The organism is Aggregicoccus sp. 17bor-14, from assembly GCF_009659535.1.
Classification (GTDB): domain Bacteria; phylum Myxococcota; class Myxococcia; order Myxococcales; family Myxococcaceae; genus Aggregicoccus.
On sequence record NZ_VJZZ01000001.1, the window covers coordinates 761,878 to 787,742 of the forward strand.

The following is a 25,865-nucleotide window of genomic DNA, read 5'->3' on the forward strand; positions in this document are numbered from 1 at the left end:
CCACAGTGGGTGCGTCAAAGGCGGCCTGCGAGCTCACCTGCTCGCCCCTGCCGCGGCGGCGCGCGTGCGCACCTACGCGCACCTACCCTTCGCACATCCGCACGAACACGCAGGCGATCGCGCGGCAGGGATTTCCGCGCGTGGCAGCGCTGTGCTTTCATGTCCAGTACGTGTCGCTGGAGCTCCATCCAGCCACTCTCCTACGCACAGCGGGGGCATCACATGGTCGGGGGCGACTCCCAGGACCCCAGGATTCCGTCGGCGGATCCGCTCATCGGGCGGACCCTCAACGGTCGCTTCAGCATCCTCGAGCCACTCGGTGTGGGCGGCATGGGCAAGGTGTACCGCGCCCTGCAGACGCCGCTCGAGCGCGTGGTCGCGCTGAAGGTGCTCAACCCGAGCCTCGCCACCAGCCGCGACCCGGGCTTCCAGAAGCGCTTCCTGCGCGAGGCCTCGCTCACCTCGAAGCTGCGTCACCCGAACACGGTGACCGTCATCGACTACGGGCAGACGGACGACGGCATCTTCTACATCGCCATGGAGTACCTGGAGGGCCGCACGCTCGGCCAGGTGCTGCAGCAGCAGGGCGCGCTGCCCTGGGGCCGCGCGCTCTCCATCGCGCAGCAGATCTGCCGCTCGCTGCGCGAGGCGCACAACCTGGGCGTGGTGCACCGCGACCTGAAGCCCGCGAACATCATCCTGCTCAACGAGCGCGACCAGGACCTGGTCAAGGTGCTCGACTTCGGCCTGGTGAAGTCCATTGCGCCGGCCGGTGAGGGCCCGGTGGGCCCCGAGGTCACCCAGAACGGCACCTTCCTCGGCAGCCCGCAGTACATGGCGCCCGAGCAGGCCCGCAACGTGGCGGACGCGCGCAGCGACGTGTACTCGCTGGGCGTGGTGCTCTTCCAGATGCTGATGGGCCGCCCGCCCTTCGTGTCCAAGGATCACATCGAGCTCATCTTCGCGCACTACAAGGAGGCCCCGCCCTTCTTCAGCGCGCTGCGTCCCGACCTGGCCATCCCCCAGGAGATCGAGGCCATGGTGCGCCGCTGCCTGGAGAAGGACCCGGCGCGCCGCTACCAGACGATGGACGAGGTGCTCGAGGGCCTGCGCACCGCGAACATGGCGGCCGGCGGCCACAGCGGCATCTTCAAGCAGTCGGTGTCCGCGTCGGGCCAGTTCGCCCAGCCGCCCTCGGGCCAGTACAACTCGCCCACGGCGTCCGGCAACTACCCCTCCCCCACGGGCTCGGGCCAGTACGCCTCGCCCACCGGCTCCGGCCAGTACGGCTCGCCGAGCGCGAGCGGCCAGCACAGCCAGCCGATGTTCGCGGCCGCCGCGGGCGGCGACGTGGCGGTGGACGTCAACGTGGACGACGAAGCGCGCGCCCGCAAGCGCAAGGTCATCGCCGCCGCGGTGGTGGGCGCCTGCGTGCTGCTCGGCTTCGGCGCGATGCTGATGCTGGGCGGCAACAAGGCGCCCGCCGAGCGCAAGCCCAACCTCACCGAGGTGGCCGGCGCCGGCACCGTCACGGTGGACGGCGAGGGCGAGGCCGCTGCGGCCGCCGCGAACGCCAAGGTGGTGCAGGCGGCGGACCCCAACGTGGACCCGAGCAAGGGCCCGCCGGTGCGCTTCCGCCTGATGAGCCAGCCCACGGGCGCGCGCGTGTACTACCGGGGCCGCGAGCGCGGCACCACGCCCTTCGTCCTGGAGATCCCCGCCACGGACGAGGGCTCGGTCACCGCCGAGCTCACCTTCACCATGGACGGCTACAACCCGGAGACCGTGATCACCGGCGGCTCGGGCGAGGTGGTGCTGATGCAGAAGCTGCAGAAGCGCGCGCCCACGCCCACCGTGAGCAGCCGCTCGTACGGCGGCGGCCGCGTGGAGCAGGCCTCGTCCTCGTCCTCCGCGCCCGCGGCCGTGGTGCCCGCGGCCTCCAGCGCGCCTGCCGCGAGCAGCCCGGCGTCCGCCGCGGCGGCGCCCGCGGTCGCGAGCGCGCCGGACACGGCCTCGCTCGTGGCGGCCGGCATCGGCAACCTCAGCGCGGCCCCGTCCGCCGCGGCGCCCACCGGCGACGTGGTGCTGCCCTTCGGCGAGGGCATGGTGCCCCCGTCCGTGGTGCAGGAGGGCAAGGCCATCACGTACACGCGTGAGGCCATCGCCGCGAAGGTGGAGGGCACGATGATCGTGAAGTGCGTGATCACCGTGAAGGGCCGGCTGGAGAACTGCCGCACCCTCAAGACGCTGCCCTTCATGGAGAAGGTGGTGCTCGAGTCGCTCAAGTCGCGCGTCTACGCCCCCATCACCTACCAGGGCCGCCCCGTCGCGGTGGACTACACCTTCAACATGCGCCTCGTGCCGCCGCGCCGCTAGGCGCAGCGACGGCGCTGAACACCGAGCTGCACCCGGAGCCCTCCGCCCTCAGGCGGGGGGCTTCGCATTTGCGGGGGCGGGCGCGAGGCCCGGCGTGCCCCAGTCCACCACGGGCCAGCCGCGCCGCAGCGCCTCGCGGCGCAGCCGCGGGTCCGGGTTCACCGCCACCGGGTGCCCCACCGCGGCGAGCACTGGCAGGTCCGAGTACGAGTCCGTGTAGAAGGCGCAGTCGCGCAAGCCCACGCCGCCGCCGAGGCTCGCGAGGTAGGCCTGTGCGTGCGCGAGCTTCCCGGAGCCGAAGCACAGGCCCCCCAGCGGCCGCCCGGTGTGCCGCCCCGCCGCGTCCACCTCGAAGCGGTTGCAGAGGACGGCATCCAGCGAGAGATCCTTCGCCACCAGCTCCGAGAGGTAGCCGGACGAGGAGGTGAGCAGCACGCAGCGGTCGCCCGCGCGCCGGTGGCGCGCGAGCGCCTCGAGCGCCCCGGGGCGGTACAGCGCGCGCACCTGCTCCGCGTAGAAGGCCTCGGTGCGCCGCACGATCGGCGCCGCCTCGGTGCCGGCCAGCTGCGCGATGGCGCGCAGCAGCGCATCCTCCATGGACACGAAGCCCAGGTGGTAGCGCGCGAGCCACACGCTCGCGCGCAGCGCCTGCAGGCGGCTGATGTGGCCCTCCGCCAGCTCGCGCCGCAGCCACAGCACGCCGGAGTTCGCGGCGAGCAGCGTCTTGTCCAGGTCGAAGAAGGCCACGGCCATGCGCGCGCGCCTCCCCTACCCGCCCGCCGCGGCCCGGCGGCGGCGGCGGCGCCCGAGCGCGAGCAGCCCCAGCGCCCCGGCGAGCGGGGCCGCTTCGCCTCCCGCGGCGGTGCAGCCCAGACCGCTCAGCCCCTCGCCGCGCGCGACCAGCTGCTCGCGCACGGTGGCCGGATCCACGCACTGCACGGAGGGCTGCCCGCGCGGGTAGATGCCGCAGAAGCCCTCGGCGGTGCCCGGGTCCAGGATGCGCTTCTGCGTCTCGCCCGGGGGCGCGGTGGCCTCCATGGTGGAGCCGGTGCTCAGCACGTGGTCCAGGCCCACCACGTGCCCGAGCTCGTGGGTGAGCGTGTTCTGCAGGTCGATGGCCACGCAGCTGGGCAGCTGCTCGCTGCCGCAGGGCGGGCCGGCCACGGTGGTGAAGAGGTAGCCCTCGCCGCCGCCGAGCGGCGCCGCGTTGAACTCGATGTCCGCATCCAGGATGGCGCCGGAGCGGAAGCTGAAGGTGGTGGTGGTCAGCGCGAGCGTGCCCTCGTCGTGGCTCCAGCAGCGGTAGCGGTTCGCGCAGCTCTCCTCGCTGAAGCAGGGGTCCGTGGGCGGCACCACCTCGTCGCAGGCACGCTCGCGGAACGTGAGCACGTTCACGTTGTCGCCGCCCGGCACGTACGCCACGTCCGGCGCCTCGAGGTCCGCGCCGCGCACGAACGCGAAGTCGCTGCAGGTGCCCGACAGCGTGCGCCAGCTGTCGAAGGCGGCCTCCATCGCGGCGAGCTCGGTGCGCTCGGGGGTGCGGGCGCTGCCGGCCGCGTCGTAGTGGTAGACGTACTCGCGCACCGGCCAGTAGAGGCACAGCGGCTTGCCGGGCACGGCGGTGCGCCGGAAGTCCTGGGCGTGCGCCGCGCCGGCGGCGAGCAGGCACGCGCCCGCCCACAGCAGGCGCACGCCGCGCGCGCGGCTCATGCGCGCCTCGCGCGCCTGCGCCGCAGCAGGGGCAGCAGCGCGAGCGCGCCGAGCAGCGAGGGCGCGAGGCCCGCGCCGCTCGCGCAGCCACCTCCGCCGCCGTCCCCGCCCGCCGAGCCCTCGGGGGTGGGCAGCCGGTCCACGCAGCTCACGCTGGGCTGGCCCTTCGGGTACACCTCGCACACGAAGCGCTTGGACGCGTCGTCGAGGACGCGCTTGCTCGTCTCGCCGGTGCGCGCGTCGGGCGCCATGGTCGAGCCGCTGACGCTCGAGTGATCCAGCCCGATGAAGTGGCCGGCCTCGTGGGTCACCGTGTTCTGGATGTCCGTGGAGGTGCAGCCGAGGCTGCCGGGCACGCCGCCGCAGGGCGAGTCCACGGCGGTGAAGTTGAAGCGCGCCGCGTTGAGCTCGATGTCCGCGTCGTAGATGACGCCGGTGCGCACGTCGTAGCTCACCGTGGTGATGCCGATGACGTTGTCGTCGAAGGCCCAGCAGTCGTAGGTGTTCGCGCAGCTCTCGTCCGTCCAGCAGGCGTTGGTGTCCGGGACGGTGCCCTTGCAGGCCTGGGTGCGGAAGAGCACCAGGTTGCGGTTGGCCTGGGTGGGGTTGTAGCCGACGCGCCGGTCCGCGACGCGCGCGCCCTCCACCAGGTTCAGGTTGCCGCACGCGGCGAACTGGTTCTCCCAGGTCTGGAAGGCCGCGCTCACCGCCCCGAACTCGGTGTCCCCGGTGGTGCCGGGGTTGCCCGCGGTGGACTGCTGCCAGGTGAGGGTGGGGGCCGTCCAGTAGAGGCAGGCGGGCGGCGTGTACTGGGTGTCCTGGGAGCGCGAGCGCACGTAGGGCGCGGTGCCGGTCTGCGCGAGCGCGAGGGCCAGGGCGAGTGCTGCAGGCGAGGCGAGGCTCATCGCGGCTTCCCCGCCGGCGCCGGGCGCGCGGCGGCCGCGCGCACCGTGCCGCGCAGGCTCTCGAGCGAGACCGTGCGCTGGGTGGGCGCGACCTCGGCGCCCGTGGCGGCGTCCACCAGCCGCGCGTCGCCGAGCGACTCGGGCACGGCCAGCACGCTCTTGCCGTCCGCGGAGCGCTGCACGTGGAACTTGCCCTGCGCCATGCCGCGCACCCCGAAGGCCGAGGGGCCGCGGCGCTGCAGGAACACCACCACCTCCTCGCCCGGCGCGAAGGCGGCGAGCCCGCTCACCTTCTGGCCCACGTCCCCCACCCTTCCACCCGGCTGGGTGACGAGCACGGTGTGGCCCGGGTCTCCCTTGAGCGCCTCGGCGACCTCGATCTCCACGTCGGTGACGATGCGCTGCCCGTCCCCGGACCAGCGGCTCTGCACGCGGCGCACGGTGCCGCGCACGACCGCGTCGGACGCGGCGGTGAGCTCCGGCACGTCTGCGCGCAGCAGGCTGGTGGCGCCCGCAGGCAGGGCGAGGAGGAGGGCGAGGGCCGCGAGCGGAGGTCGGAGCAGGGAGCGTGTCATGGCAGGTCTCGGAGGCGCGAGGTTATCCCAAACCCGCGGACGGGGTGCCCCGCTTGCGTGCGGGTCGCGTTGACCACCCCCCACCCCTCTGTTAATCCGCGCCCCCGCCATGGCCACCTCTCCCAGCCCGTCCAAGCCTCGCGTCCGGTTCGCCCCCTCGCCCACGGGCTACCTGCACATCGGTGGCGCCCGCACGGCCCTCTTCAACTACCTGTACGCGCGCCAGCAGGGCGGCACCTTCCTGCTGCGCATGGAGGACACGGACCTCGAGCGCTCCACGCCCGAGTCCGTGAAGGCGATCCTGGACGGGCTCAAGTGGCTGGGCATCGACTGGGACGAGGGCCCCGAGCGCGGCGGCGACCACGGCCCCTACTTCCAGACGCAGCGGCTGGACCTCTACAAGAAGTACGCGGACCAGCTCATCGCCGAGGGCAAGGCCTACCGCTGCTACTGCACCCGCGAGGAGCTGGAGGAGCGGCGCGCGGTGGCCGAGCGCGAGAAGCGCACGTACAAGTACGAGGGCACCTGCCGCGAGCGCAAGGACGTGCCCGAGGGGCGCACCAGCGTGGTGCGCTTCAAGATGCCGCTGGACGGCGGCAGCGTGTCCTTCACCGACCAGGTCATCGGCACCATCACCAAGGAGCACTCGGACCTGGACGACTGGGTGATGCTGCGCGCGGACGGCATCCCGCTCTACAACTACGGCTGCGTCATCGACGATCACCTGATGGAGATCACCCTGGTGGGCCGTGGCCAGGAGCACATCAACTCCACCTTCCCCCAGCTGATGCTCTACGGCGCGCTGGGCTGGCAGCCCCCGCAGTTCGCCCACTTCCCGCTCATCCTCGGCCCGGACCGCGAGAAGCTCAGCAAGCGCCGCCACCCCGAGGCGGACGTGATGCTGCACGCCAAGACGGGCGTGCTGCCGGAGGCGCTGCTCAACTTCGTGGTGCGCCTGGGCTGGGGCCACGGCAACGACGAGGTCATCCCGCTGCCGCAGATGATCGAGTGGTTCGGCTTCGACCACGTGGGCACCACCTCCGGCGTGTGGAACCCGGAGAAGCTGCTGTGGCTCAACCAGCAGTACTTCAAGCTGCTGTCTCCCGAGCGCGTGGGCGAGCGCCTGCTGCCCTTCCTCCAGGCGCGCGGCCTCGCGGTTCCTTCGCCGGCGCGCCTGCAGCGCATCGTGCTCTCCTTCCGCGAGCGCGTGCACACGCTTGAGGAGATGGCGGCGATGGCGGCGCCCTACCTCGTGCCCGGCGTCACGCTGGACGAGAAGGCGGCGGCGAAGCACCTGGGGCCCGACTCGCGCGCGCTGCTCGCCCAGGTGCGCGAGCAGCTGACGACGGCAGACTGGAGCGTCCCGGCGCTCGATGCCGTCATCAAGGCGGTGAGCGAGCGGGCGGGCGTGGGCATGGGCAAGGTCGCCCAGCCGGTGCGCGTGGCGGTGACGGGCAACACCACCAGCCCGGGCATCGGAGAGACCCTGGAGCTGCTGGGGCGCGACGAGGCGCTCGCGCGCATCGACGCCGCGCTCGCACGAGGCTAAAGCGGACAGCGGCGCGACGGGGCGCTGGACGCCCCGCTCCGCCTTCCCTATCTTCGCGACCCATGACCCAGCGTCTTGACAGGCTCCAGCGCGCTCTCTATAAGGCGCGCCCGTTCGCGGCGGCGGTGGCAGGACTGGTGGCGGTGGCAGCGCGCGCGGACGTGGTGGGCGGGGCGCAGATTCCGGACGGCGCGCAGAAGGTCGGGGAGAACCGGTACCGGGCACCGGGCGACTTCGAGGACACGCTGAAGTACTACCGCGCGGTGTACTCGGCGGGCAGCTACCCCCGGAAGTCGATCGTGAACCAGCCGGGCGTGAAGGCGGTCCACATCTCCAACCCTTCGGGGAAGAACTTCGAAGGCCTGAACATTTACGAAGCCAACGACGAAGTCCGCATCTACATCGTCCCGCTGGAGTCCACGGCGAAGCCCAAGCGGCCCGCCCCGAAACCGGCGAAAAAGTGATGCGAGTCGCAGGGCAGTTGCTGTAGAAGGCGCAGTCGAAGTCGCAGTCTTTGGGGAATCGTCTAACGGCAGGACAGCAGACTCTGACTCTGCTTATCTAGGTTCGAATCCTAGTTCCCCAGCTCACTTCTTCGGTTGACGGACGAGGAAGCAAAAAGGTAGTAAGCGCCGCACGAAGCACGCAGTGGCAGCACGCAGCAAGGGTTGCAGCCGGCCCTGTCGTCTAGTGGTTAGGACGGAGCCCTCTCACGGCTCAAACTCGGGTTCGAATCCCGGCAGGGTCACACCGAAGCGCCCGCTCTCCTCCTGGAGAGCGGGCGTTTCTCTTTTCAGCGCCTGGGCAGCGGGCCGTGCAGCCGGGCGTGGAAGCGCGCGAGCGCCCCGGCGAGCAGCGCCTGGGCGCGCTCCACCGCACGGCGCATCAGCAGGGTGCGCACCTTGTCCGGGAGGCTCCCCGCGCTGCCCGTTCCGAAGCCCACCAGGTCCAGGCGCAGGCTGATGGCCTCGAGCAGCTCGGCCAGGTCCGCCTCGGGGGCCGCGAGCAGGAGCACGTCCGGGGCGGCGAGCGCACGCAGGCGCGCGGCCAGCTCCTGCCAGCGCGGCTCCCCCGTGTAGAGCACCACCACGTCCGCGGTGGCGAGGCGCACGTCGTGCGCAGTCATCAGGTGCGCATCCAGCCCGGCCTTGCTCAGCAGGCTCGCCGCGAGCGGGCTCCCGATGACGGCCACCCGGCCGGTGGCGCCGGCGCGGATCAGATCCTCGTAGGCGTTGAGCTGCAGCTCCAGGGCCTCGCGCGCCTCGGGGGGCGCCTGGCGGCCCTGCTTGAGCAGCGCCGCGGCCGCCTGGGCCACGGTGCGCGCGCGCTGGCGTCCCTGCACGCGGCCCGCGCGCCGCTCGAGCGCCGCGCGCACCTTCGCGCGCACCAGCCGCAGGTCCTCGAAGGGCTTGAGCAGGTAGTCGCTCGCGCCGGCCGCGTACGCCGCCACGATGGACTCGGCGCTCGCGTAGGCGGTGATCATCAGCGCCTCGAGGCTGGGCTGCAGGCTGCGCGCCTCGGCGATGAGCTCGGTGCCGCCCATGCCCGGCAGGTTCTTGTCGGTGACGAGGACGTCGAAGCGGTGGGTGCGCAGCAGCGCGAGCGCCGCCTCCGCGTCCTCCACCGCGGTGACGGCGAGGTCCGGCTCGCGCGTGAGGATGCGCGCCACCACGTCGCGCACCACCGCCTCGTCGTCCACCACCAGCACCCGGCCGGCGAGCGTGCCGAGCTGGCCCCCGGGAGGCTCGGTGGCCTGGGACGCCGGGCCCAGCGGCGGCGGCACCGGCGTGTCCAGCTCCACGTCCACGCCGTCCTCCGGCAGGCTCGGGCGCGCGTGCCGTGGCGCGCGGTTCGGCAGCGGGGGCAGCCCCGGGCGCTCGGGCGGTCCGTCCGTGCGCAGGCCGGGCCCCCCGGGCGCGCGCGCGAGCTCGCGCACGTCGTCCAGGTCCCCGAGCGGGATGTCCACGTCGAAGGGAAGGTCCATGAGGGCGAGAGCCTAGCGCACCCGCCCTCCCCCTCCGCCTCCGCCTCCCCCGGGCGCCCACCGCTAAACGCTTGGGATTACAGGAGCACTTCAGACGTACAGGTGGCTCAGGGAGCCGGCGCGCGCGGGAGGGTGACGTCCACGCGGGTGCCCTCGCCCGGCACGGACTGCAGGGTGAGCGCGCCGCCCAGCTGGCCCACGAGGTCGCGGCAGATGGCGAGGCCCAGCCCCGTGCCCACCCCCACCGGCTTGGTGGTGAACAGCGGCTGGAACACCTTCTCCTGCAGGTCCACCGGGATGCCGCAGCCGTTGTCCACCACGGTCAGCTGCACGTCCTGCTCGCGCGCGAGCCAGCGCAGCTCGATGCGCCCCGCGCGCCCCGTGCCCTCCATGGCCTGGGCGGCGTTGACCACCAGGTTGAGGAGGATCTGGGTGAGGCGCACCGGGCCGCAGCGCACGTGCACGGGGTCGCCCTGCGTGCTGAGCCGGGCGCGCTCGCGCAGCTGGGGGCGGGCGAGCCGGGCGACGAAGTCGGACACCTCGGACACCTCGGAGCTCTGCTCCGCGTCCTCGCCGCGCGCCTGGGCCTTGAGGCTGTCCGCCACGCGGCGCAGGTGCTGGGTGCCCTGCTCCAGGTCCCGGAGCAGGTCCGGCAGGTCCGAGGCGATGTCGCGCAGGGCCGGGTCCTTCTGGAGCGAGGGCCCCACGTGCGCGAGCAGCGTGCCCAGGTCGCGCCGCAGGCTCGCCACGTTCTGGGACATGTACGAGACGGGCGCTCCCAGCTCGTGCGCGATGCCGGCCGTCACCTGGCCCAGCGTGGCGAGCCGCTCCGCCTGCAGCATGCGCCCCTCCACCTCGCGCACGCGCTGCTCCAGCGTGGCCATGCGCAGGCCCTCCTCGAGCGCCGAGAGCAGGTCCGCGCGGTCCCACGGCTTCACGAAGTAGCGGGTCACCTGGCCGCGGTTCACCGCGTCGATCACCGCCTGCATGTCCGCGTACGCCGTCACCAGCATGCGCCGGGCCTCGGGCGCGAGGCTGCGCGCGCGCTCGAGCAGCTCCACCCCGGTCATCCCGGGCATGCGCTGATCGCTGAGCACCACGCCGATCTGCGCGCGCCGCTGCTCCAGCACCCCCAGGGCCTCGGCGGGCGAGGCGCACAGGATGATGGGCAGGCGGCGCCCGAAGTTGGCCTCGAAGACGCGCAGGTTGAGCGCGTCGTCGTCGACGTACAGGACGGAGTGGGTGAAGGGTCCGGTCATGGGTCCGCACCCCTGAAGCCCTCGGGGGGCAGGGGGTGCGACACGCTATCCCAGCGGATTTCTCTCGCTGGCGCATTTTTTTCCCACCCCCGGGGTGATCCTGACTGCCCAGTCCGGCAAGGCCCGCGCGCAAGCCCCCGCATCGCACTGAAATCACAACATTCCACCGCGGGCACGACGCTTGCCTTGCTGGTGGGCGTGGTGACCGAACCTCGCTTCCCGTCTGCTGCTTGCCTTGCCCACCTGCTGTGCCGGGGCCTCGCGGTCCTCGTGCTGGCGGCGCTCACGCTGCTCGCCCCGGCGGGCGCGCACGCGTACGAGCTCAAGCGCGACTCGAGCGGCAACCCGGTGCGCTGGGAGGGCGCGGTGCAGCTGGTGGTGGACGCGAAGCTGGCGGAGCACCTGGGGGCGCCGGGGGCCATCGGCGCTGCGGACGCGGCCGTGGGCACGGTGCAGCGCGCCCTGGGCTCGCTGCCGGTGACGGTGGTCGAGGGCACCCCGGACGCGGTGGGCTACGACACCGCCGAGGGCGCGCACAACCAGAGCGAGATCGTGGCGCTGGAGGACTGGCCCTACGATCCGGACAGCCTCGCGGTGACGGTGGTGACCCTGGACACGCGCACCCACCGCATCCTGGACGCGGACATCGCCTTCAACGTGTCCAGCCGCCGCTTCGCGGTGCTCGCGAGCGACGCCACCGAGGGCGGCCTCTACGACGACGTGCAGAACACCCTCACCCACGAGCTGGGCCACGCCTTCGGCCTCGCGCACAACGGCGCGCTGCCGGACGCGGTGATGTACCCCTCGGCGCGCCGCGGCGAGACCCGCAAGCGCGCGCTGCACGAGGACGACCAGGCCGGGCTCGCGGTGCTCTATGGCGGCGCCAGCGCCGAGGAGCCCCCCGCGGGCTGCAGCGCGAGCGGCAGCGGCGCGGCGCTCGGCCTCGCGCTGCTGCTCCTGCCCCTGCTGCTGCGCCGCCGCGGCGGGCGGCCGGTGGCGGCCTCCGCGCTCTGCGCCACCGCGCTGCTGCTCGCTGCAGCCGGCGCGCAGGCGAGCGAGGTGCGCCAGCAGGCCGCGGTGAGCGAGGCCTCGGTGGTCGCGACCACGGAGGTGGTGGCGGTGCGCACGCTGACGCCTGCTCCCGGCGCGCGGCTGCTGCAGAGCGAGGTGGAGGTGCGCGTGCGCGAGTGCCTCAAGGGGTCCTGCCCCGAGCGCATGGTGCTGCGCGTGCCGGGCGGACGGCTCGGCAACATCGAGCAGCACGTGGAGGGCCTCGAGGTGCCGGCCACCGGCGAGAGCGTGGGCGTCACCGTGGGCAGCGGCGCCTCGGCCGAGCGCCCTGCCCCGCGCGCCGCGCGCGTGTACCGGCTCGGCGTGATGGCGGACTTCTCGGCCTTCGCCCGCGGCCTCAGCGCGGCGGGCTGGAAAGGCACGCTCGCCGTGCCGCACGGCGCGACGGCCGGTGCCAGCGCAGCGGTGGCCTCTACTTCAGCGCCTGCTGCGCGCTGAGCGCCTGGCGCGCAAGCGGGAGGCCGGGGCTAGCGCGGGTGCGCGTCCTGGGAGGCGTGCGCGAGGCCCTGGGCCACCGCCTCGAGCGAGTCGAAGCGGGCATGCGTCAGTCCGCTCAGCAGGGTCAGCAGACGGCCGGGCGCCTCGTTCTCGCGCGCCACGCGGACCAGCTGCGCCCTGGAGAGGGGGAACACCGCCCCCGCGAGGGCGGCGGGGACATCGAGGTCCAGCGCCTCGGCAGGTGTCGCGTCAGAGGTACGGGAGGGCTGCAGCGCTTCTCGAGGCCGTTCCGGTTCGGGGCTCATGTACGGGCGAAGTTAAGCAGCAGACGCGCCCCGGGAGGAACCAATCTTTGGTGCCTGGCGAGCAGGAGGGCGAGCGCGCCCCTCCCTGGCCGCGGGTGGCTCCTGCGCGCCGCACGCCCCACCCTTGCCCCACACACCCTCCATCGAGCCTGCAGGGGAGCCTGCACGGCGCCGGGGGAGCGCGGGAGAGAGACCATGGCGAAGAAGGAGCAGGACAAGGGCTACTCGGAGGACATCGAGCACGTGCAGGCCACCCGGCCGGATCCGTGGCCCGGCATCAAGGGCCGCTCGGAGGAGCACGAGGGCGAGCCCGAGACCGAGCGCAACGCAGAGAGTGGCGCGGGAGGCGGCTCGGACAGCACCGAGGCCCAGCGCGAGCTCGAGCGCGAGATGCACACGCGCCGCTAGCGACATGAAAAGGCCCAGGAGCCGCGGAGGGCTCCTGGGCCTGTGAAGCATTGCCGGGGCAGCGCCCGCGCCTAGAACAGCAGGCGCATGGGGTGCTCGAGCAGGTTCTTCAGCTCGCGCAGGTACTCGGCCCCGATGGCGCCGTCGATGACGCGGTGATCGCCCGAGAGCGTCACGGTCATCATCTTGCGCACCGCGAGCTGCCCGTCGCGCACCACCGCCTTCTCGGCCACCGAGCCCACCGCGAGGATCGCGGCCTGCGGCGGGTTGATCACGGCGATGAAGGCATCGATGCCGTACATGCCCAGGTTGCTCACCGTGAGCGAGCCGCCCGTGTACTCGGCCGGCTTGAGCGCGCGCTTGCGGGCGCGCTCGGCGAGGTCGCGCGCCTCGCCCGAGATGGCCGAGAGGCCCTTGAGGTCCGCGTCCCGGATGACCGGGGTGATGAGGCCGTCCTCGATCGCCACCGCGATGCCGATGTCCACGGTGTCGAAGTGCAGGATGCTGTCACCCTGCAGGGACACGTTCATCTTGGGGCTGCGGCGCAGCGCGATGGCGGCCGCCTTCACCAGGATGTCGTTGACGCTGACCTTGGACTCGAGCGCCTTGGCCTCCTCGCGGATCTTCAGCGCCGCGTCCATCTCCACGTCCACGCTGAGGTAGAAGTGGGGCACGCCCGGCTTCACCTCGCCCATGCGCTGGGAGATGACCTTGCGCATCGTGGACAGCGGCACCGCGCGAGGCTCGGCGCGCACGCCGGCGACCGCAGTGCGCGCCGCCGCGGGGGCCGCACCCTTCGCCGCCGGAGCGGCCGCGGCCTTGCCGGGAACCGCCGTCTCCACGTCGCGCTTCACCACGCGGCCGTTGGGCCCCGAGCCCTGCAGGGCGCTCAGGTCCAGGCCGCGCTCGCGCGCGATGCGCTTGGCCAGCGGGCTCGCGCGCACGCGGCGAGAGCCGCTGGCGGCCGCCGCGGGCTCCTCGCGCCGCATCGCCACCACGTTGCCAGCGGCCGGAGCCGGCGCCGCAGCCGGCTTGGCCGCCGGGGCCGGAGCCGGCGCGGCGGCAGGCTTCGCCGCGGCCTTCGCGCCCTTGCCGGCAATGTACGCGATGGGCGCGCCCACCGGGGCCATCTCACCCTCGCCGATGACGATCTTCGCGAGGGTGCCGTCCTCGTAGGACTCCACCTCGAGGTTGGACTTGTCCGTCTCTACCTCGGCAATGGCCTCGCCGGAGGAGACCTTGTCCCCCTCCTTCTTGAGCCACTTGACGATCTTCCCCTCCTTCATCGTGGGGGAGAGCGCGGGCATCTGCACGGGGATGCCCTCGCCGGCGCTGCTGCTGCTCGCGGCCGGCGCGGCGGCCTGGGGGGCGGGAGCGGCGGCCTGCGGTGCGGGCGCGGACGCAGCGGCGGGCTTCGCGGCGGCGGCACCTGCGGCCACCTTCTCGCCCTTGGCGCCGAGGAACGCGATGGGCGCGCCCACGGTGGCCATCTCGCCCTCGGGGACGACGATCTGGATGAGCACGCCGTCGTCGTAGGCCTCCACCTCGAGGTTCGACTTGTCGGTCTCCACCTCGGCGATGGCCTCACCGGAGGAGACCTTGTCGCCCTCCTTCTTGAGCCACTTGACGATCTTGCCCTCCTTCATCGTCGGAGAGAGGGCCGGCATCTGGATGGGCGTGGCCATGTGGCTCAGGCTCCCTGGCGGTAGAGGACCTGCTTGACGGCCGCGATGATCTTCGGCGCGTCCGGCTGGATCGCGTTCTCGAGGTTCGCGGCGTAGGACATGTTCACGTCCAGGCCGGTGACGCGCAGCACGGGGGCATCCAGGTCGTCGAAGGCCTTCGACTGGATGATGTCCACCACGGAAGCGCCGACGCCCGCGAGCGCCCAGCCCTCCTCGCAGATGACCGCGCGGTTGGTCTTGCGCACGCTGGCGAGGATGGCCTCCTCGTCCAGGGGGCGCAGGGTGCGCAGGTCGAGGATCTCCACGGAGATCCCCTCCTTCTCCAGCTCCTGCGCGGCCTGCTCGCAGAAGTAGTACATGCGGCTCCACGTGATGAGCGTGACGTCCTTGCCCTCGCGCTTCACGTCCGCCTTGCCCAGCGGCACCACGTGCTCGCCCTCGGGCACCTCGCCCTTGATGGCGTAGAGGCGCTCGCCCTCGAACATGATGATGGGGTTCTCGTCCCGGATGGCGCTCTTGAGCATGCCCTTGGCGTCCGCGGGGGTCGCCGGGGCAATGACCTTGAGGCCGGGGAAGTGCGCGTAGTTGGCCTCGAGCGCCTGGCTGTGCTGGCTGCTGAGCCGGCCGCCCGCGCCGCCCGGGCCGCGGAACACGATGGGGCAGCGCAGCTGGCCGCCGGACATGTGCCGCAGCTTCGCCGCGTTGTTCACGATCTGGTCCATCGCCAGGATGGCGAAGTTCCAGGTCATCATCTCCACCACCGGGCGCAGGCCCACCATCGCGGCGCCCACGCTCATGCCGGCGAAGCCCAGCTCGCTGATCGGCGCGTCGATGACGCGCGCGCTGCCGTAGCGGTCCAGCAGACCCTGGGACACCTTGAACGCGCCGTTGTAGCGGCCGACCTCCTCACCGATGAGGAAGACGTTGGCGTCGCGCTTCATCTCCTCGTCGAGCGCCTGGTTCAGCGCCTCGCGGTACATCAACTCAGCCATCGTTGGCTCCAGCTCGAAGTTCGAAAGAAAGGGGAAGTGAAGGGGGAGGACAGGGAAGCGCTAGCGGACGAGGCCGGCCTTCTTGTCTTCCTTCTCGGCCTGCTCGCGCGGCTCGAGGTCCCAGGTCACCTTGAGCTCCTGCCCCGAGGGGTAGGAGGGCCAGTTCGTCACGTTGTGGCCGAGCACGCGCTGGCGGGGGCGCACGTCCTCCTCGCCCTCCTCCACGATGGTGTCGCGCCACAGCTCCTCGAGGTCCGGCTCGGGGCTCTCGTCGGCGAACTTCACCGCCGCATCCACCTGGGCCTTGACCTCCTCCTCGATGGCCTCGAAGTCCGCGTCCGCCGCGAGCTTCTTCTTGAGGGCGAAGGCGCGCAGCTTGGGGATGGGGTCGTTCTTGCGCTCCTCCTCCACCTCGCTCTTGGAGCGGTAGGTGGCGGGGTCCGCCATGGAGTGGCCGCGGAAGCGGTAGGTGTTGGCCTCGAGCAGCACGGGGCCCTTGCCCGCGCGGCAGTAGTCGGCGCAGTCCTTCACCGTCTCGTACATGGCGAGCGCGTCCATGCCGTCCACCGGCTCGCCGCGCATGTTGTAGGCGCTCGCCCGCTTGTAGATCTCCGGCACGGAGGCCGTGCGCCCCACGGCGGTGCCCATGCCGTAGCGGTTGTTCTCGCAGATGTAGATGACCGGGAGCTTCCACTTCGCGGCCATGTTGAAGGTCTCGTGCAGCGCGCCCTGGTTGGCCGCCGCGTCGCCGAAGAAGCAGACGGTGACCCGGTCCTCGTTGCGGTAGCGGCTGGCGAAGGCCATGCCGGCGGCGAGCGGGATCTGCCCGCCCACGATGCCGTAGCCGCCGTAGAAGTGGTGCTCGATGTCGAAGATGTGCATCGAGCCGCCCTTGCCCTTGCTGTAGCCGCCGGTGCGGCCGAACAGCTCGGCCATCACCATGCCGGCGTCCGAGCCGCGCGCGAGCGGCTGGCCGTGGTCGCGGTAGGCCGAGAGCATGTAGTCGTCCGGGCGGATCGCCTCGTTCGTGCCCACCGCCACGGCCTCCTGGCCGATGTACAGGTGGCAGAAGCCGGCGATCTTCCCCAGGCCGTACTGCTGGCCCGCCCGCTCCTCGAAGCGGCGGATGAGGAACATCTTCCGGTACATCGTCAACAGCAGGTCCTTCGAATACGCGCTCGCCACCGCGAAGCCTCCGTCATCCGTGAGGGGGCCGCCCGTACACGCCGTCACAAGCGCACGCTTCGGGGCGGCACACGCCGTGCGCCTCATAACGTGCAGCGCGGGCACTGCAAAGCGCTTTGGACACTGCGCGCGCACAGCGCGCTGCGTCACGCAAGCGCTCGCGCGTTGGCTCAGCGAGCGAGCGAGAAGTGGGGCACGGAGACGATGCCGTCCAGCAGGGGGACGGGGCGGCCCGAGTGGTCCGTGGCGAGGTGCACCACGGTGGCCCCGGGGAAGGTGCGCCGGTAGTCGTTCGCGTGGGTGGGCTCGTTGTCGAAGGCGGCCACGAGCTCGCCCAGGCGCCGCAGCTGGGCGTGCGCCTCGCGCTTGAAGGCGTCGTCGTCCTCGGCGAGCGTGGGCTTCATGATGAGGCTCACGCGGCCGCCGTCCGGCAGCGCCATCCCGGCGCGGCGCATGGCGGCCACGGTGCCCTCGCGCATCTCCTCGTGGCGGCCGGTCACGTACGCGAGCTGGGCGCCGGTGGCGACGACGGCGTGGGTGAAGGCGCTCGCGCCCGGGATGGGCTCGTCGTCCGCGCAGTACTCGCTGGTGAAGAAGCGCTCCTGCCAGAAGCGCTTCGCGGCCTCGTAGTGCTGCTCGAGCTCGGCCTCCCCGAGGCCGCAGTTGCGCATGGCCGAGCGCATGTCCCAGCCGCTCGTCCAGTGGTGCGTGCCGCAGGCCGCGAGCGGAGGGACGCGCGCGTGCTGGCCGAACTCGCGCAGGATGCGCGCCTGGCGCGGCAGGTTGTCGAAGAGGGTGGAGTCCAGGTCGAAGGCGAGCACGGCGCGCGCGCCCAGGCTGCGAGCGCGCTCGAGGATCTGCTCGAGCGAGCGCTGCCAGCCCGGCTGGACGCGGTGCGCGTGGTTCTGGTGCGGGTTCTCGTTCGCGGGGGAGGCCATGGCGGGCGCCACCCTACCCTGTTCCGGCCCGCATGCAGCGCTCAGGCAGCCGAGCGCTGTGGCTCCCCCTGTGCGGGTGGCTCGGGGGTGAGCCGCTGCAGGCGGGCGATGCCGTTGCGGTCCAGCACCAGGCGCACCAGCGAGAGGCTCACGCGCGGGGTGCCCGACTCGCGCGGGCCGCTCACGGTGCAGCGCAGCACCAGGTCCACCTGGTAGCGCTTGGCGCCGCGCACGTGGCCCACGCTGAAGTCCTCCATGTCCACGTACTCGAGCGCGTACTCGGGCTCGTCCATGTCGCGCAGGAAGCGCTCCACGCTCAGGCGGATGATGTCCGTGACGCCCGCGCGCCCGTGCAGCGTGCGGGGCAAGAGCTCCGCCTGCAGGACGATCTTCTTCGCGTAGCGGATGACGGTCTCGGTGAGCTCGCCCTGGGACACGGTGGCGAAGTCGTCGCGCCGGCGCAGCGCCTGCACGTCCGCGGGCACGCGCGCCGCGCGCCCGTAGTCCACGCGCTCCTCGCAGGTGCCCAGGTGGCGCTGGGTCACCGGGTCCACGATCTGCATCGTGCGATCGTAGAGGTGCGTGCGCGCGGCCTGGCTGAAGATGCGCCGCAGCCCCTCCTTGATGCGGTCCTTCATCATGTAGCCCACGACCACGATGAGGAAGAAGTTGAGGCTCACCTGGCTGAAGCGCGCCTGGGCCCAGAACGCCACCGCGGTGGCGAAGGTCATGGCGAGCCCCGCCGCGAAGGCGAAGAGCACCTCCTCCACGCCCTGGCGCTTCTGCTTCCTTCGCGCCGAGAGGAAGAGGATGTTCATGCAGAACTTCTTCAGGAACCCGAGGCGGTGCATGTACTCCTCGTTGTCCCCGCCCGGCACCAGCACGCTCTTGAGCCCGTGCTGCTTGCGGTACGCCTCCTCCTGGAGCACGTCCGCCATCAGCCCCTTGCGCGCGGCGAGGTAGCCGCCCGAGCGCGGCAGCCCCTCCATGTCCGCCACCGCGCGCCGGAAGCACTGCTCCACCGAGAGGCTGAGGTACTCGTCCACGAGCCGCAGGGAGGCGCGCGTCTTCTCCTGCAGCACGGGCGTCTGGGCGAGCCGCGCCCAGGTGCGGTAGCGCTCGAGCACCTGCGCCATGGCGGTGCGCGCGCCCTCCACCCGCGCCTCCAGCGCGCTCGCGTCCGGCACGGCGTTGGCCGCGCACCCCTGCTCCACGCCCTGCGCGAAGCGGCGCAGCGCGCCGCGCACCACGCAGGAGAGCAGCTTCGCGTGGTAGACGAGCTCGGGCTCGCCGCGCGCCGTCCCCACGCCCGGCGCGAGGCTCGCCTCCAGGTGCAGCAGCGGGCTCTGCGGCTCGCTCAAGAGCTCCTGCAGCGACATCACCGGGGTCTTGAAGCGTACGTAGTTGTGGATGCCCGCGTAGAAGTCCGCGCGCGGGTAGGTCTCCTCGTCCACGTTGAGGCTCGCGGGGAGGAAGAGGAAGGCCTCCACCAGGTAGCGCGCCGTGCCCTCGGCGCAGCTGGGCTCGTACTCGAGCTTGAGCTCCAGCTGCTTGCGGTCGTGGATGTCGAGCCGGTTGGAGAGCCGCGGAATGGAGGAGGACTGCGTCACGAGCGTGAGCTTATGTCACGCGTGCGTGACGCGCATCCGGTCCGTGGGACCAGGGAGCGCCCTACCCGTCCGTGCCGGTGCCGCGGGGACTCGCGCCCGGGGTGGGCAGGGACACCGCCGCAGCCCCCCCGGCCGAAGACGGCGCCTGGTGCGAGCGGGGCCGCGCGTTCCACAGGGTGAGCATCAGCACGCCGCCGAGCACGGAGAAGCCGATCATGCTCGGGCCCCACACGCCCCAGCCGAACGCATCCAGCAGCGCGCCCATGCCGCTGCCCACCACCGCGCCGCCCACGTACTGCATGCCATCGAACATGCCGGCCGCGGTGGCGGCGGCCTTCTTGCCGCCGAAGTCCATGGACGCGGTCCCCGAGAGCATGGAGTGCACGATGCTGATCGCGAACGAGTTGAGCACGAAGGCGCAGATGACGAGCGTGAGGCTGGGGGCGCGCCAGACGACGGCGAGGCAGAGCACCTGGAGCACGTAGCCGAGGAAGGCCACCGGGGGCCGGCGCGCCTTGAACAGCTTGTCCGAGAGGAAGCCCGCGGCGAAGGCGCCCAGGATGCCGGCGAGCACCACGCCGGTCGCCCCGTTCTTGAAGATGGCGCTGTCCAGCTTCAGGTGCTGCGCCTCCGTCATGTAGCGCGGGAACCACTGCTCGAAGCCGTGGCGCACCACGCCGGTGCAGAACTCGGCCGCGGCGATGGTGAGCGTCACCGGGTTGGTGAAGACCACGCGCGCCACGTACTTGAGGTCCACCTTGCCGGTGTAGCCGCTCGAGGCGTCCGCCGTGTCCAGCGGGGGCAGCCCCGCCTCGTCCGGCGCGTCGCGCACGAAGAGGAAGGTGGCGCCGGCGAGCAGCGCCATGATCGCGGCGGGCACGAAGAACACCCACTGCCAGGGCAGCGCGAGCACCAGCAACGGCCCGATGAAGTACACGAGCGCGCGGCCGCTCTGGATCATGGAGCCGAAGATGGCGCTGAACACGCCGCGCTCGGCCACGTGGAACCAGCCCGCGTTCACCTTGATGAGGGCGAGCGCCGAGTACGACTGGAAGTACATGTTCAGGCCCCAGGCCGTGGCCAGGTAGCCGAGCAGCAGGGGCCCCGTGCCCAGGAAGCCGAGGTAGGCGCCCAGGCCGAACGCGATGTTGAACACCACCGCGCCGCTCGCCCCGAGCAGCATCGCGCGCCGGCCGCCGATGCGGTCCGCCACCGGGCCGTTGAAGAGGGCCGAGAAGCCGTAGATCAACGTCGCCACGCTGATGATGGTGCCGACCTGCGTCTTGCTCCAGCCGTAGGTCTCGCTCAGGCGCGCGTTGGCGAAGGAGAAGTTGTAGCGGCCCATGTACATGGCCGCGTAGGTGCACCCGAGCGTGAACCAGTTCTGGCCGCGGCGCATGCGGAAGGCGCGCGTGTGCTGGGGAGCAGGAGAGGACGAGGACGAGGCGCCGTGCATGGGGGCCGGCACTCTTTCCTACCGCCCCCCGGCCCGTCAACGCAGGGGTCCCGGCCGCCCGCCCGCCCCTACGGCGCGCGGGCCGCGGCCCCCTCGAGCGCGACCAGCCGGGTGAGGGCGAGCTCCGTCTTCGCGTCCGGCACCTCGCCCGCGCGGCACGCGGCGAGCAGCTCCGGCAGGGGCCGCCAGCGCAGCTCCCCGCCCTCCTCCAGCGGCGAGCCGTCCCCGGGCGGAGGCGCGCCCTCGAGCCCCGTCACGTCCACGGCCGCGAGGAAGATCTTCTCCGAGAGGATGCCCGGGGCGACGAAGAAGGGTGCGCCCAGCAGCTGCACCGCCTCGGGCGCGACGCGGTAGCCCCCCTCCTCCCACACCTCCGCCGCGGCGCGCGCGCGCACCCCGGCCTCGCCCCGGTCCTCGGGCTCGAGCAGCCCGGCCACGATCTCCTCCACCCGCAGGTAGGGCGCGGGGTCCGCGACGGCCGGCGTCTTGTCGCGCCGGAAGTAGGCCGCGGGGCGCAGGTTCATGCGCGTGAGCACCTCGCGCGCGCCGCCCGCGCCGCGCCGGTGCACCAGCACCGCCACCGCGTCCAGCCGCGGCCGGTCCACCACGTCCACCCGGTACACCTTCGAGTGCGTGCCGTCCGCGCGCACGTTGTGGCAGCGCAGCCGGCGCACCTGCAGGAAGCCCTCGTCGCAGCGCGCGCTCGCCGAGAAGTCCTCGATCACCTCGATTTCGACGACGGGCGAGGACACGGGTGAGGCCGTGGGGGGAAAGGTGGGAGTCATGGTGCGCTCCATAGTCCAGGCGGGCGTGCTCGGCCCGTTGCTTGAACGGCGCTAGCGAATCCCGTACCTTGCGCCGCCCTGTAATTGTCAGTTCACACCACTCCCCGGACAATCTCCTCGATGCGTCGCGCCCTCGCTGGCCTCGTCGGCCTCCTTTGCGCCCTCGGCAGTGCCTCGTGCATGCCGGTCCTGGACGGACAGGATACGAACCTTGCCGGCCAGGACGTGCGGCTGACCCTGCTCCACACGTCGGACATCCACTCGCGCCTGATCCCGTACGACTTCGCTCCGCTGAAGACGGACACGGACCTGGGCATCATCCCCGAGGCGGGCCCCTTCGGCGGCGCCACGCGCATCGCCGCGCTGCTCAAGCGCGAGCGCGCGAAGAGCAGCCGCGTGCTGCACCTGGACTCCGGTGACTGCTTCCAGGGCGCGCCCATCTTCAACCTGAACTCGGGCGAGGCGGAGTTCCGCTTCCTCTCCCAGGTGGGCCTCAACAGCGCGGTCGTGGGCAACCACGAGTTCGACGCCGGCGCCCTCAACTTCTCCAACAAGGCGCGCGACTTCGCGACCTTCCCCCTGCTCGCGGCGAACTACCAGTGGGAGGACCCGCGCGAGCCCGGCAGCAACCAGACCGCCTACCGCACCGAGCCCTACACCATCCACAACGTGCAGGGCCTGAAGGTGGCCGTCATCGGCATGGCCAACATCAGCTCGCTCAACTCGCTGGTGGAGGGCGGCAACAGCATGCAGGCCACCCCGCTCGAGCAGAACGAGATCGCGCGCGCCTACGTGGACCTGCTGCGCCCGGTGGTGGACCTGGTGGTGATCGTGAGCCACCTGGGCCTCACCGAGGACCAGGATCTCATCCAGGGCTACACCGCCTACTACGAGTGGAGCCGCGCCAAGGAGTTCGTGCAGCGCAAGAACCAGCCCTGGACGGTGCTCGAGCGCACCGGCGACGAGAGCGACCCCAAGAGCGTGGTGAAGGTGCGCATCCCGGGCGTGGTGGGCATCGACGTGGTGCTGGGCGGCCACCTGCACGTGGTGCTCAACCCGCCGCAGACGGTGACGGACCCCTCGGGCCGCAAGGTGGTGCTCAGCCACTCCGGCGCGTTCGCCAAGTACGTGGGCCGCCTGGACCTGATGGTGCACGTGCCCTCCGCGGAGGAGGTGGCGGCCAACGGCAACCTCAACGGCGCCGAGGTCGTGAGCCACGACTACAGGGTGCTGCCGGTGGACGGGCTCTGGTGCGACGACGCCATGCGCAAGTACTACCAGGACGTGGCGCGCTTCTGGGCCCCCGGTGAGTTCCTCGCCAACGCGGACGTGCGCCGCGCCATGGCGGCCTGCGGCAACCAGGAGGACCGCCTCACCACCGAGCTGCTGCAGCCCTACATCCTCGGCATGGACTACGGCCTGCAGCTCACCAGCATCTTCGCCTACGCGCCCAAGGACGTGACCCGCCGCAACAACAACGCGGGCGGCGACTCGCCGCTGGGCAACCTCACCGCGGACTCGATGCGCAAGCGGCGCAACGTGGACGTGGAGATGGCGCTGACCAACACCCTGGGCATCCGCGACAACCTCTACGCGGGCGTGATCACCCAGGAGTCCATGTTCAACGTGTTCCCCTTCGAGAACACCATCAACCGCATGTACCTCTCCGGCACCGAGGTGCAGGAGATGCTGGACTTCGTCGCCGAGCGCTCCGCCTCGCGCGGCTGCGCGGCCCAGGCGCAGATCTCCGGCGCGCGCTTCACCATGGACTGCGTGCAGGTGCAGCTCAACGACCTGCGCTTCCCCTGTGACCCGCAGCAGGGCGGCGCGAACATGTGCCCGGGCACGGCCGCCGAGCGCGAGGGGCACAACCCCTGGCAGTGCCTCGAGAGCGACCTCAACGGCTACCGCTGCTACGCGAACCCCGCCTACGACATCTCCATCAACGGCAAGGCGCTGGACAAGCACACCACCTACGCGGTCGCGGTGAACGACTACATCGCCAAGGGCGGCTCGGGCTTCAACGTGCTCAAGCGCAACACCACGCGCTTCGAGACCGGCATCAGCCTGCGCGACTCGCTCATCGGCTACATGCAGGGCCTGTGCAGCTGCGACGAGATCCTCGCCGGCGCGACGACCTCGAAGACGGGCGAGTACTGCGGCGTGCTCACCAACGGCCACTACGAGGTGGACACCGCCACCATCGGCGCGTGCCAGACCGCCAAGGCCTTCAAGGACGCGCTGTCCAAGAAGGTGGGCAGCTGCACCTGCGGGCAGCTGCTGCAGAAGGGCTTCGACCCCACGGGCTGCAACGCCGAGGGCGTGGCGACCGCGGCGGACGCGCAGGCCCAGTGCGACGTGCCTGCCGGCCCCTACACGGGCCGCTGCAGCTGCAAGGAGGCGCTCACCGCCGGTGAGGGCACCGAGTCCGCGTGCGGCTTCATCACGCCGCAGCTCAAGCAGTTCTGCCAGAACCCGACCTCGGTGGCCGTGGCCCCGGTGGTCGAGGACGGCCGCATCGGCCGGAGGGTGAAGTAGATGAAGCGCCTGACCTTTGCCGCGGCGGCCCTGCTGCTCGCCGCTCCCGCCTGCTACACCAAGACCCCGGACGCCGCCGCCGCCGGCGTCAGCTCGTTCCGCGTGGAGATCAAGGGCCTGTACCCCGCCTCCGCAGCCGCGGCGGCGGACGGCACGCGCGCCCCGCTGCCCGTGGAGGTCACCTGCGCGGCGCAGTACGGGAACGACCAGACCCAGGTGCCCGCGGACAAGCGCGGCACCGAGGGCTGCCGCTACGTCATCCCGCACGGCTCGGTGGACGTGGCGCTGGCCATCACCGCGCTGGACGCGGACGGCCAGCGCTTCACCGGCTTCAGCGGCCCGGTCGCCTTCCGCGTGGTGCCCGGTGACCTCACGGACGCGAACACCACCCGCTGGGCGCAGGTGACCGAGGGCCTCGCCACCGGCACCGTGCGCGTCTCGCACGTCTACGGCGAGGTGCGGATCTGGGTGGAGGACGCCCCCATCGCGGTGGACTACGTGGACGGCGGCGTGCGCCTGGACATGGACGGCGGCGTGGAGGTGGCGGGCCAGCTGCCTCCGGAGAGCAACGTCGCGCACACCTACGTGAGCGGCGTCTCGCCCGCGGTGCTCTTCGACGAGCCCAGCCTCGCGGCGGTGCAGCAGCCGGACGGCTTCGACAACAAGTCCTCTCCCTTCGTGGGGCAGTTCGTCAAGATCGGCCGCGCGCCCGAGGCCGGTGCGCCGCTCCTGCACCACTGCCTGCCGGGTGACCCCAACGACGGCCAGCCCATGACCCTGGTGGTCACCGGCACGGACCCCTCCGGCTTCTACGTGACGGACGTCACCTCCTGCCGCATCCCGGAGGTGCGCTCGGGCAGCAGCATCATGCTCGAGCCCTCGGGCTTCTTCCCGGGCACCTACGGCGCGATGTTCGTCTACAACTACAACTACCCCGAGGGCCTGGACCGCGGCGACCTGCTGTGGACGCTCTCCGGCTCGGTGGCGGAGTTCTCCGGCGCCACCCAGATGTCCTTCCCGGCCTGGACCGTGCGCGACCACGTGCGCCAGACGGAGAAGGACCCGTCCAAGTGGGAGAAGTACATCCCGGCCCCGGTGGAGCTGAACCTGCGCACCTGCGCGGTCTCCAACGTGTTCGCGCCCTTCGTCACCGACGAGCTGTGCGGCTACAGCAACGCGAACGTGAAGATCGAGAGCCTCGAGTCCGCGCTGGTGCAGCTCAAGGGCGTGAAGCTGCCCGAGGTGATGGTCAGCTGCGACAAGAACGGCGACGGCCAGGTGCCCTTCTTCTGCCAGACGAAGGACGCGAACGGGCAGTGGCTGTGGGGCGAGTGCCCCGGCGGCGCGCTCAGCGCCAACGACACCGCCGAGCGCACCTGCAACGCGGACTGCACCAGCGGCCACGGCCAGTTCGAGGGCAAGGTGTGCGCCGAGAAGACCACCTACAACAGCTTCGGCCAGTTCGTGGTGGAGATGGCGGGCCCGGGCCCGGCCGCCGCCCACCTGGACGACAGCGTGCCGGCGCGCCTGCCGAGCACCGCCGTGACGGCGGGCACCCCCGCGCGCACCACCACCTTCTGGCCCGCGGGCAGCCAGCTGCGCGTGTGGTGCAACGTGCCGGTGCACGTGGCCTTCGGCCAGAGCGCGGTGACGGCCACCGTGGACGACGCGCTGCTCGAGGCGAACACCCGCCTGGAGCACCTGGTGGACAGCAGCGGCGGCTACGTGTCCTTCCTCGCGGACGGCACCACCGCTGCCGACAGCGCGTGCTGGGTGGGCGCCAACTCCCACACCCGCATCAGCGTGCTCACCCGCGACGCGGCGCCGGAGCTCAAGCCGGACTGCGACGACAGCGGCAGCACGGCCGAGGCCGCCAACTGCCGCGCCCTGCGCGCCGCCACCTACGACATCACGGGCCACCTGAAGCAGATCCAGGCGGGCCGGCCCCGGTGGCTGGTCACCCCGCGCGACGTGGACGACATCTGCTGCTACCCGGGCAAGGGGCTCAGCTGCCCCAAGTCCATCAAGGCCTGTCCGTAGCCTTCACCCCACAACGCTGAACGTCACACCAGGCGCCCTGCCCTCGCGGGCAGGGC

21 protein-coding genes and 2 tRNA genes are annotated in these 25,865 nt (G+C 72.0%); 9 read left to right on the forward strand and 14 right to left on the reverse strand.

The window, feature by feature from the left end:
- Positions 1–222: 222 nt before the first annotated feature.
- Positions 223–2,376 (forward strand): protein kinase, encoded by a 2,154-nt coding sequence (locus tag FGE12_RS03350; protein WP_153864686.1) that lies wholly within the window; start codon positions 223–225, stop codon positions 2,374–2,376.
- A gap of 48 nt (positions 2,377–2,424) precedes the next feature.
- Here FGE12_RS03350 and FGE12_RS03355 read toward each other — a convergent pair whose 3' ends face one another.
- The 4 genes from FGE12_RS03355 to FGE12_RS03370 are packed head-to-tail and all read right to left on the reverse strand — an operon-like array spanning position 2,425 to position 5,566.
- The gene (locus tag FGE12_RS03355) at positions 2,425–3,129 is read right to left on the reverse strand and encodes an HAD family phosphatase (protein ID WP_153864687.1); all 705 of its coding nucleotides are present in this window, start codon (positions 3,127–3,129) and stop codon (positions 2,425–2,427) included.
- 15 nt (positions 3,130–3,144) lie between these two features.
- Positions 3,145–4,086 carry a myxosortase-dependent metalloprotease, MXAN_2677/MXAN_2678 family gene (locus tag FGE12_RS03360; protein ID WP_153864688.1) on the reverse strand — a complete coding sequence of 314 codons (942 nt, stop codon included), beginning with the start codon at positions 4,084–4,086 and terminating at the stop codon, positions 3,145–3,147.
- Entirely contained in the window at positions 4,083–4,991 is a 909-nt protein-coding gene (locus tag FGE12_RS03365) for a myxosortase-dependent metalloprotease, MXAN_2677/MXAN_2678 family (protein WP_153864689.1), read from the reverse strand. Before FGE12_RS03365 ends, FGE12_RS03360 begins: the two co-directional genes overlap by 4 nt.
- Positions 4,988–5,566: a hypothetical protein gene (locus FGE12_RS03370; RefSeq protein WP_153864690.1), complete on the reverse strand. Its 579-nt coding sequence runs from the start codon at positions 5,564–5,566 to the stop codon at positions 4,988–4,990. Before FGE12_RS03370 ends, FGE12_RS03365 begins: the two co-directional genes overlap by 4 nt.
- Positions 5,567–5,675: 109 nt before the next feature.
- On the opposite strand from FGE12_RS03370, the gene gltX reads away from it, so the two are divergent.
- The 4 genes from gltX (at position 5,676) to FGE12_RS03390 (ending at position 7,863) form a co-directional block, all read left to right on the forward strand.
- Positions 5,676–7,115: a glutamate--tRNA ligase gene (gene gltX / locus FGE12_RS03375; RefSeq protein WP_153864691.1), complete on the forward strand. Its 1,440-nt coding sequence runs from the start codon at positions 5,676–5,678 to the stop codon at positions 7,113–7,115.
- 62 nt (positions 7,116–7,177) lie between these two features.
- A complete protein-coding gene (locus tag FGE12_RS03380; protein WP_153864692.1) occupies positions 7,178–7,579 on the forward strand; it encodes a hypothetical protein in 402 nt (133 codons plus the stop codon).
- A gap of 51 nt (positions 7,580–7,630) precedes the next feature.
- Positions 7,631–7,701, forward strand: a tRNA-Gln gene (locus FGE12_RS03385).
- Between the two features lie 90 nt (positions 7,702–7,791).
- A tRNA-Glu gene (locus FGE12_RS03390) sits at positions 7,792–7,863 on the forward strand.
- A 45-nt stretch (positions 7,864–7,908) separates the two neighbouring features.
- Here FGE12_RS03390 and FGE12_RS03395 read toward each other — a convergent pair.
- Together FGE12_RS03395 and FGE12_RS03400 are read right to left on the reverse strand one after the other, a co-directional pair.
- Positions 7,909–9,099: a response regulator gene (locus tag FGE12_RS03395; RefSeq protein WP_153864693.1), complete on the reverse strand. Its 1,191-nt coding sequence runs from the start codon at positions 9,097–9,099 to the stop codon at positions 7,909–7,911.
- A 107-nt stretch (positions 9,100–9,206) separates the two neighbouring features.
- Positions 9,207–10,358, reverse strand: a complete 1,152-nt coding sequence (locus FGE12_RS03400) for a sensor histidine kinase (protein ID WP_153864694.1) — start codon at positions 10,356–10,358, stop codon at positions 9,207–9,209.
- Between the two features lie 201 nt (positions 10,359–10,559).
- On the opposite strand from FGE12_RS03400, the gene FGE12_RS03405 reads away from it, so the two are divergent.
- Positions 10,560–11,867, forward strand: a complete 1,308-nt coding sequence (locus FGE12_RS03405; protein WP_194797529.1) for a matrixin family metalloprotease — start codon at positions 10,560–10,562, stop codon at positions 11,865–11,867.
- 29 nt (positions 11,868–11,896) lie between these two features.
- On the opposite strand, the gene FGE12_RS03410 is transcribed toward FGE12_RS03405, so the two are convergent.
- Positions 11,897–12,172 (reverse strand): DUF2795 domain-containing protein, encoded by a 276-nt coding sequence (locus tag FGE12_RS03410; protein WP_153864696.1) that lies wholly within the window; start codon positions 12,170–12,172, stop codon positions 11,897–11,899.
- A 195-nt stretch (positions 12,173–12,367) separates the two neighbouring features.
- Between FGE12_RS03410 and FGE12_RS03415 the strand changes: the two genes are divergently transcribed.
- On the forward strand, positions 12,368–12,580 hold the full coding sequence (locus FGE12_RS03415; RefSeq protein ID WP_153864697.1) for a hypothetical protein: 213 nt from the start codon (positions 12,368–12,370) through the stop codon (positions 12,578–12,580).
- 71 nt (positions 12,581–12,651) lie between these two features.
- Here FGE12_RS03415 and FGE12_RS03420 read toward each other — a convergent pair whose 3' ends face one another.
- The 7 genes from FGE12_RS03420 to FGE12_RS03450 form a co-directional block, all read right to left on the reverse strand.
- The gene (locus FGE12_RS03420; RefSeq protein ID WP_153864698.1) at positions 12,652–14,265 is read right to left on the reverse strand and encodes a pyruvate dehydrogenase complex dihydrolipoamide acetyltransferase; all 1,614 of its coding nucleotides are present in this window, start codon (positions 14,263–14,265) and stop codon (positions 12,652–12,654) included.
- A gap of 5 nt (positions 14,266–14,270) precedes the next feature.
- Positions 14,271–15,257, reverse strand: a complete 987-nt coding sequence (locus FGE12_RS03425) for a pyruvate dehydrogenase complex E1 component subunit beta (RefSeq protein WP_153864699.1) — start codon at positions 15,255–15,257, stop codon at positions 14,271–14,273.
- Between the two features lie 60 nt (positions 15,258–15,317).
- Entirely contained in the window at positions 15,318–16,442 is a 1,125-nt protein-coding gene (pdhA, locus tag FGE12_RS03430) for a pyruvate dehydrogenase (acetyl-transferring) E1 component subunit alpha (RefSeq protein WP_370458877.1), read from the reverse strand.
- 170 nt (positions 16,443–16,612) lie between these two features.
- Positions 16,613–17,380, reverse strand: coding sequence for an HAD family hydrolase (locus FGE12_RS03435; protein ID WP_153864701.1), 768 nt, complete (start codon positions 17,378–17,380; stop codon positions 16,613–16,615).
- Positions 17,381–17,421: 41 nt separating this feature from the next.
- A complete protein-coding gene (locus FGE12_RS03440) occupies positions 17,422–18,990 on the reverse strand; it encodes a hypothetical protein (protein ID WP_194797530.1) in 1,569 nt (522 codons plus the stop codon).
- Positions 18,991–19,051: 61 nt separating this feature from the next.
- A complete protein-coding gene (locus FGE12_RS03445) occupies positions 19,052–20,446 on the reverse strand; it encodes an MFS transporter (protein ID WP_153864702.1) in 1,395 nt (464 codons plus the stop codon).
- Positions 20,447–20,514: 68 nt separating this feature from the next.
- The gene (locus FGE12_RS03450; protein ID WP_153864703.1) at positions 20,515–21,231 is read right to left on the reverse strand and encodes an NUDIX hydrolase; all 717 of its coding nucleotides are present in this window, start codon (positions 21,229–21,231) and stop codon (positions 20,515–20,517) included.
- 180 nt (positions 21,232–21,411) lie between these two features.
- Between FGE12_RS03450 and FGE12_RS03455 the strand changes: the two genes are divergently transcribed.
- Together FGE12_RS03455 and FGE12_RS03460 are read left to right on the forward strand one after the other, a co-directional pair.
- Positions 21,412–23,769 carry a bifunctional UDP-sugar hydrolase/5'-nucleotidase gene (locus FGE12_RS03455; protein ID WP_228530509.1) on the forward strand — a complete coding sequence of 786 codons (2,358 nt, stop codon included), beginning with the start codon at positions 21,412–21,414 and terminating at the stop codon, positions 23,767–23,769.
- On the forward strand, positions 23,770–25,809 hold the full coding sequence (locus tag FGE12_RS03460) for a hypothetical protein (RefSeq protein WP_153864705.1): 2,040 nt from the start codon (positions 23,770–23,772) through the stop codon (positions 25,807–25,809). It abuts the gene before it with no gap.
- The last annotated feature ends 56 nt before the right edge of the window (positions 25,810–25,865 follow it).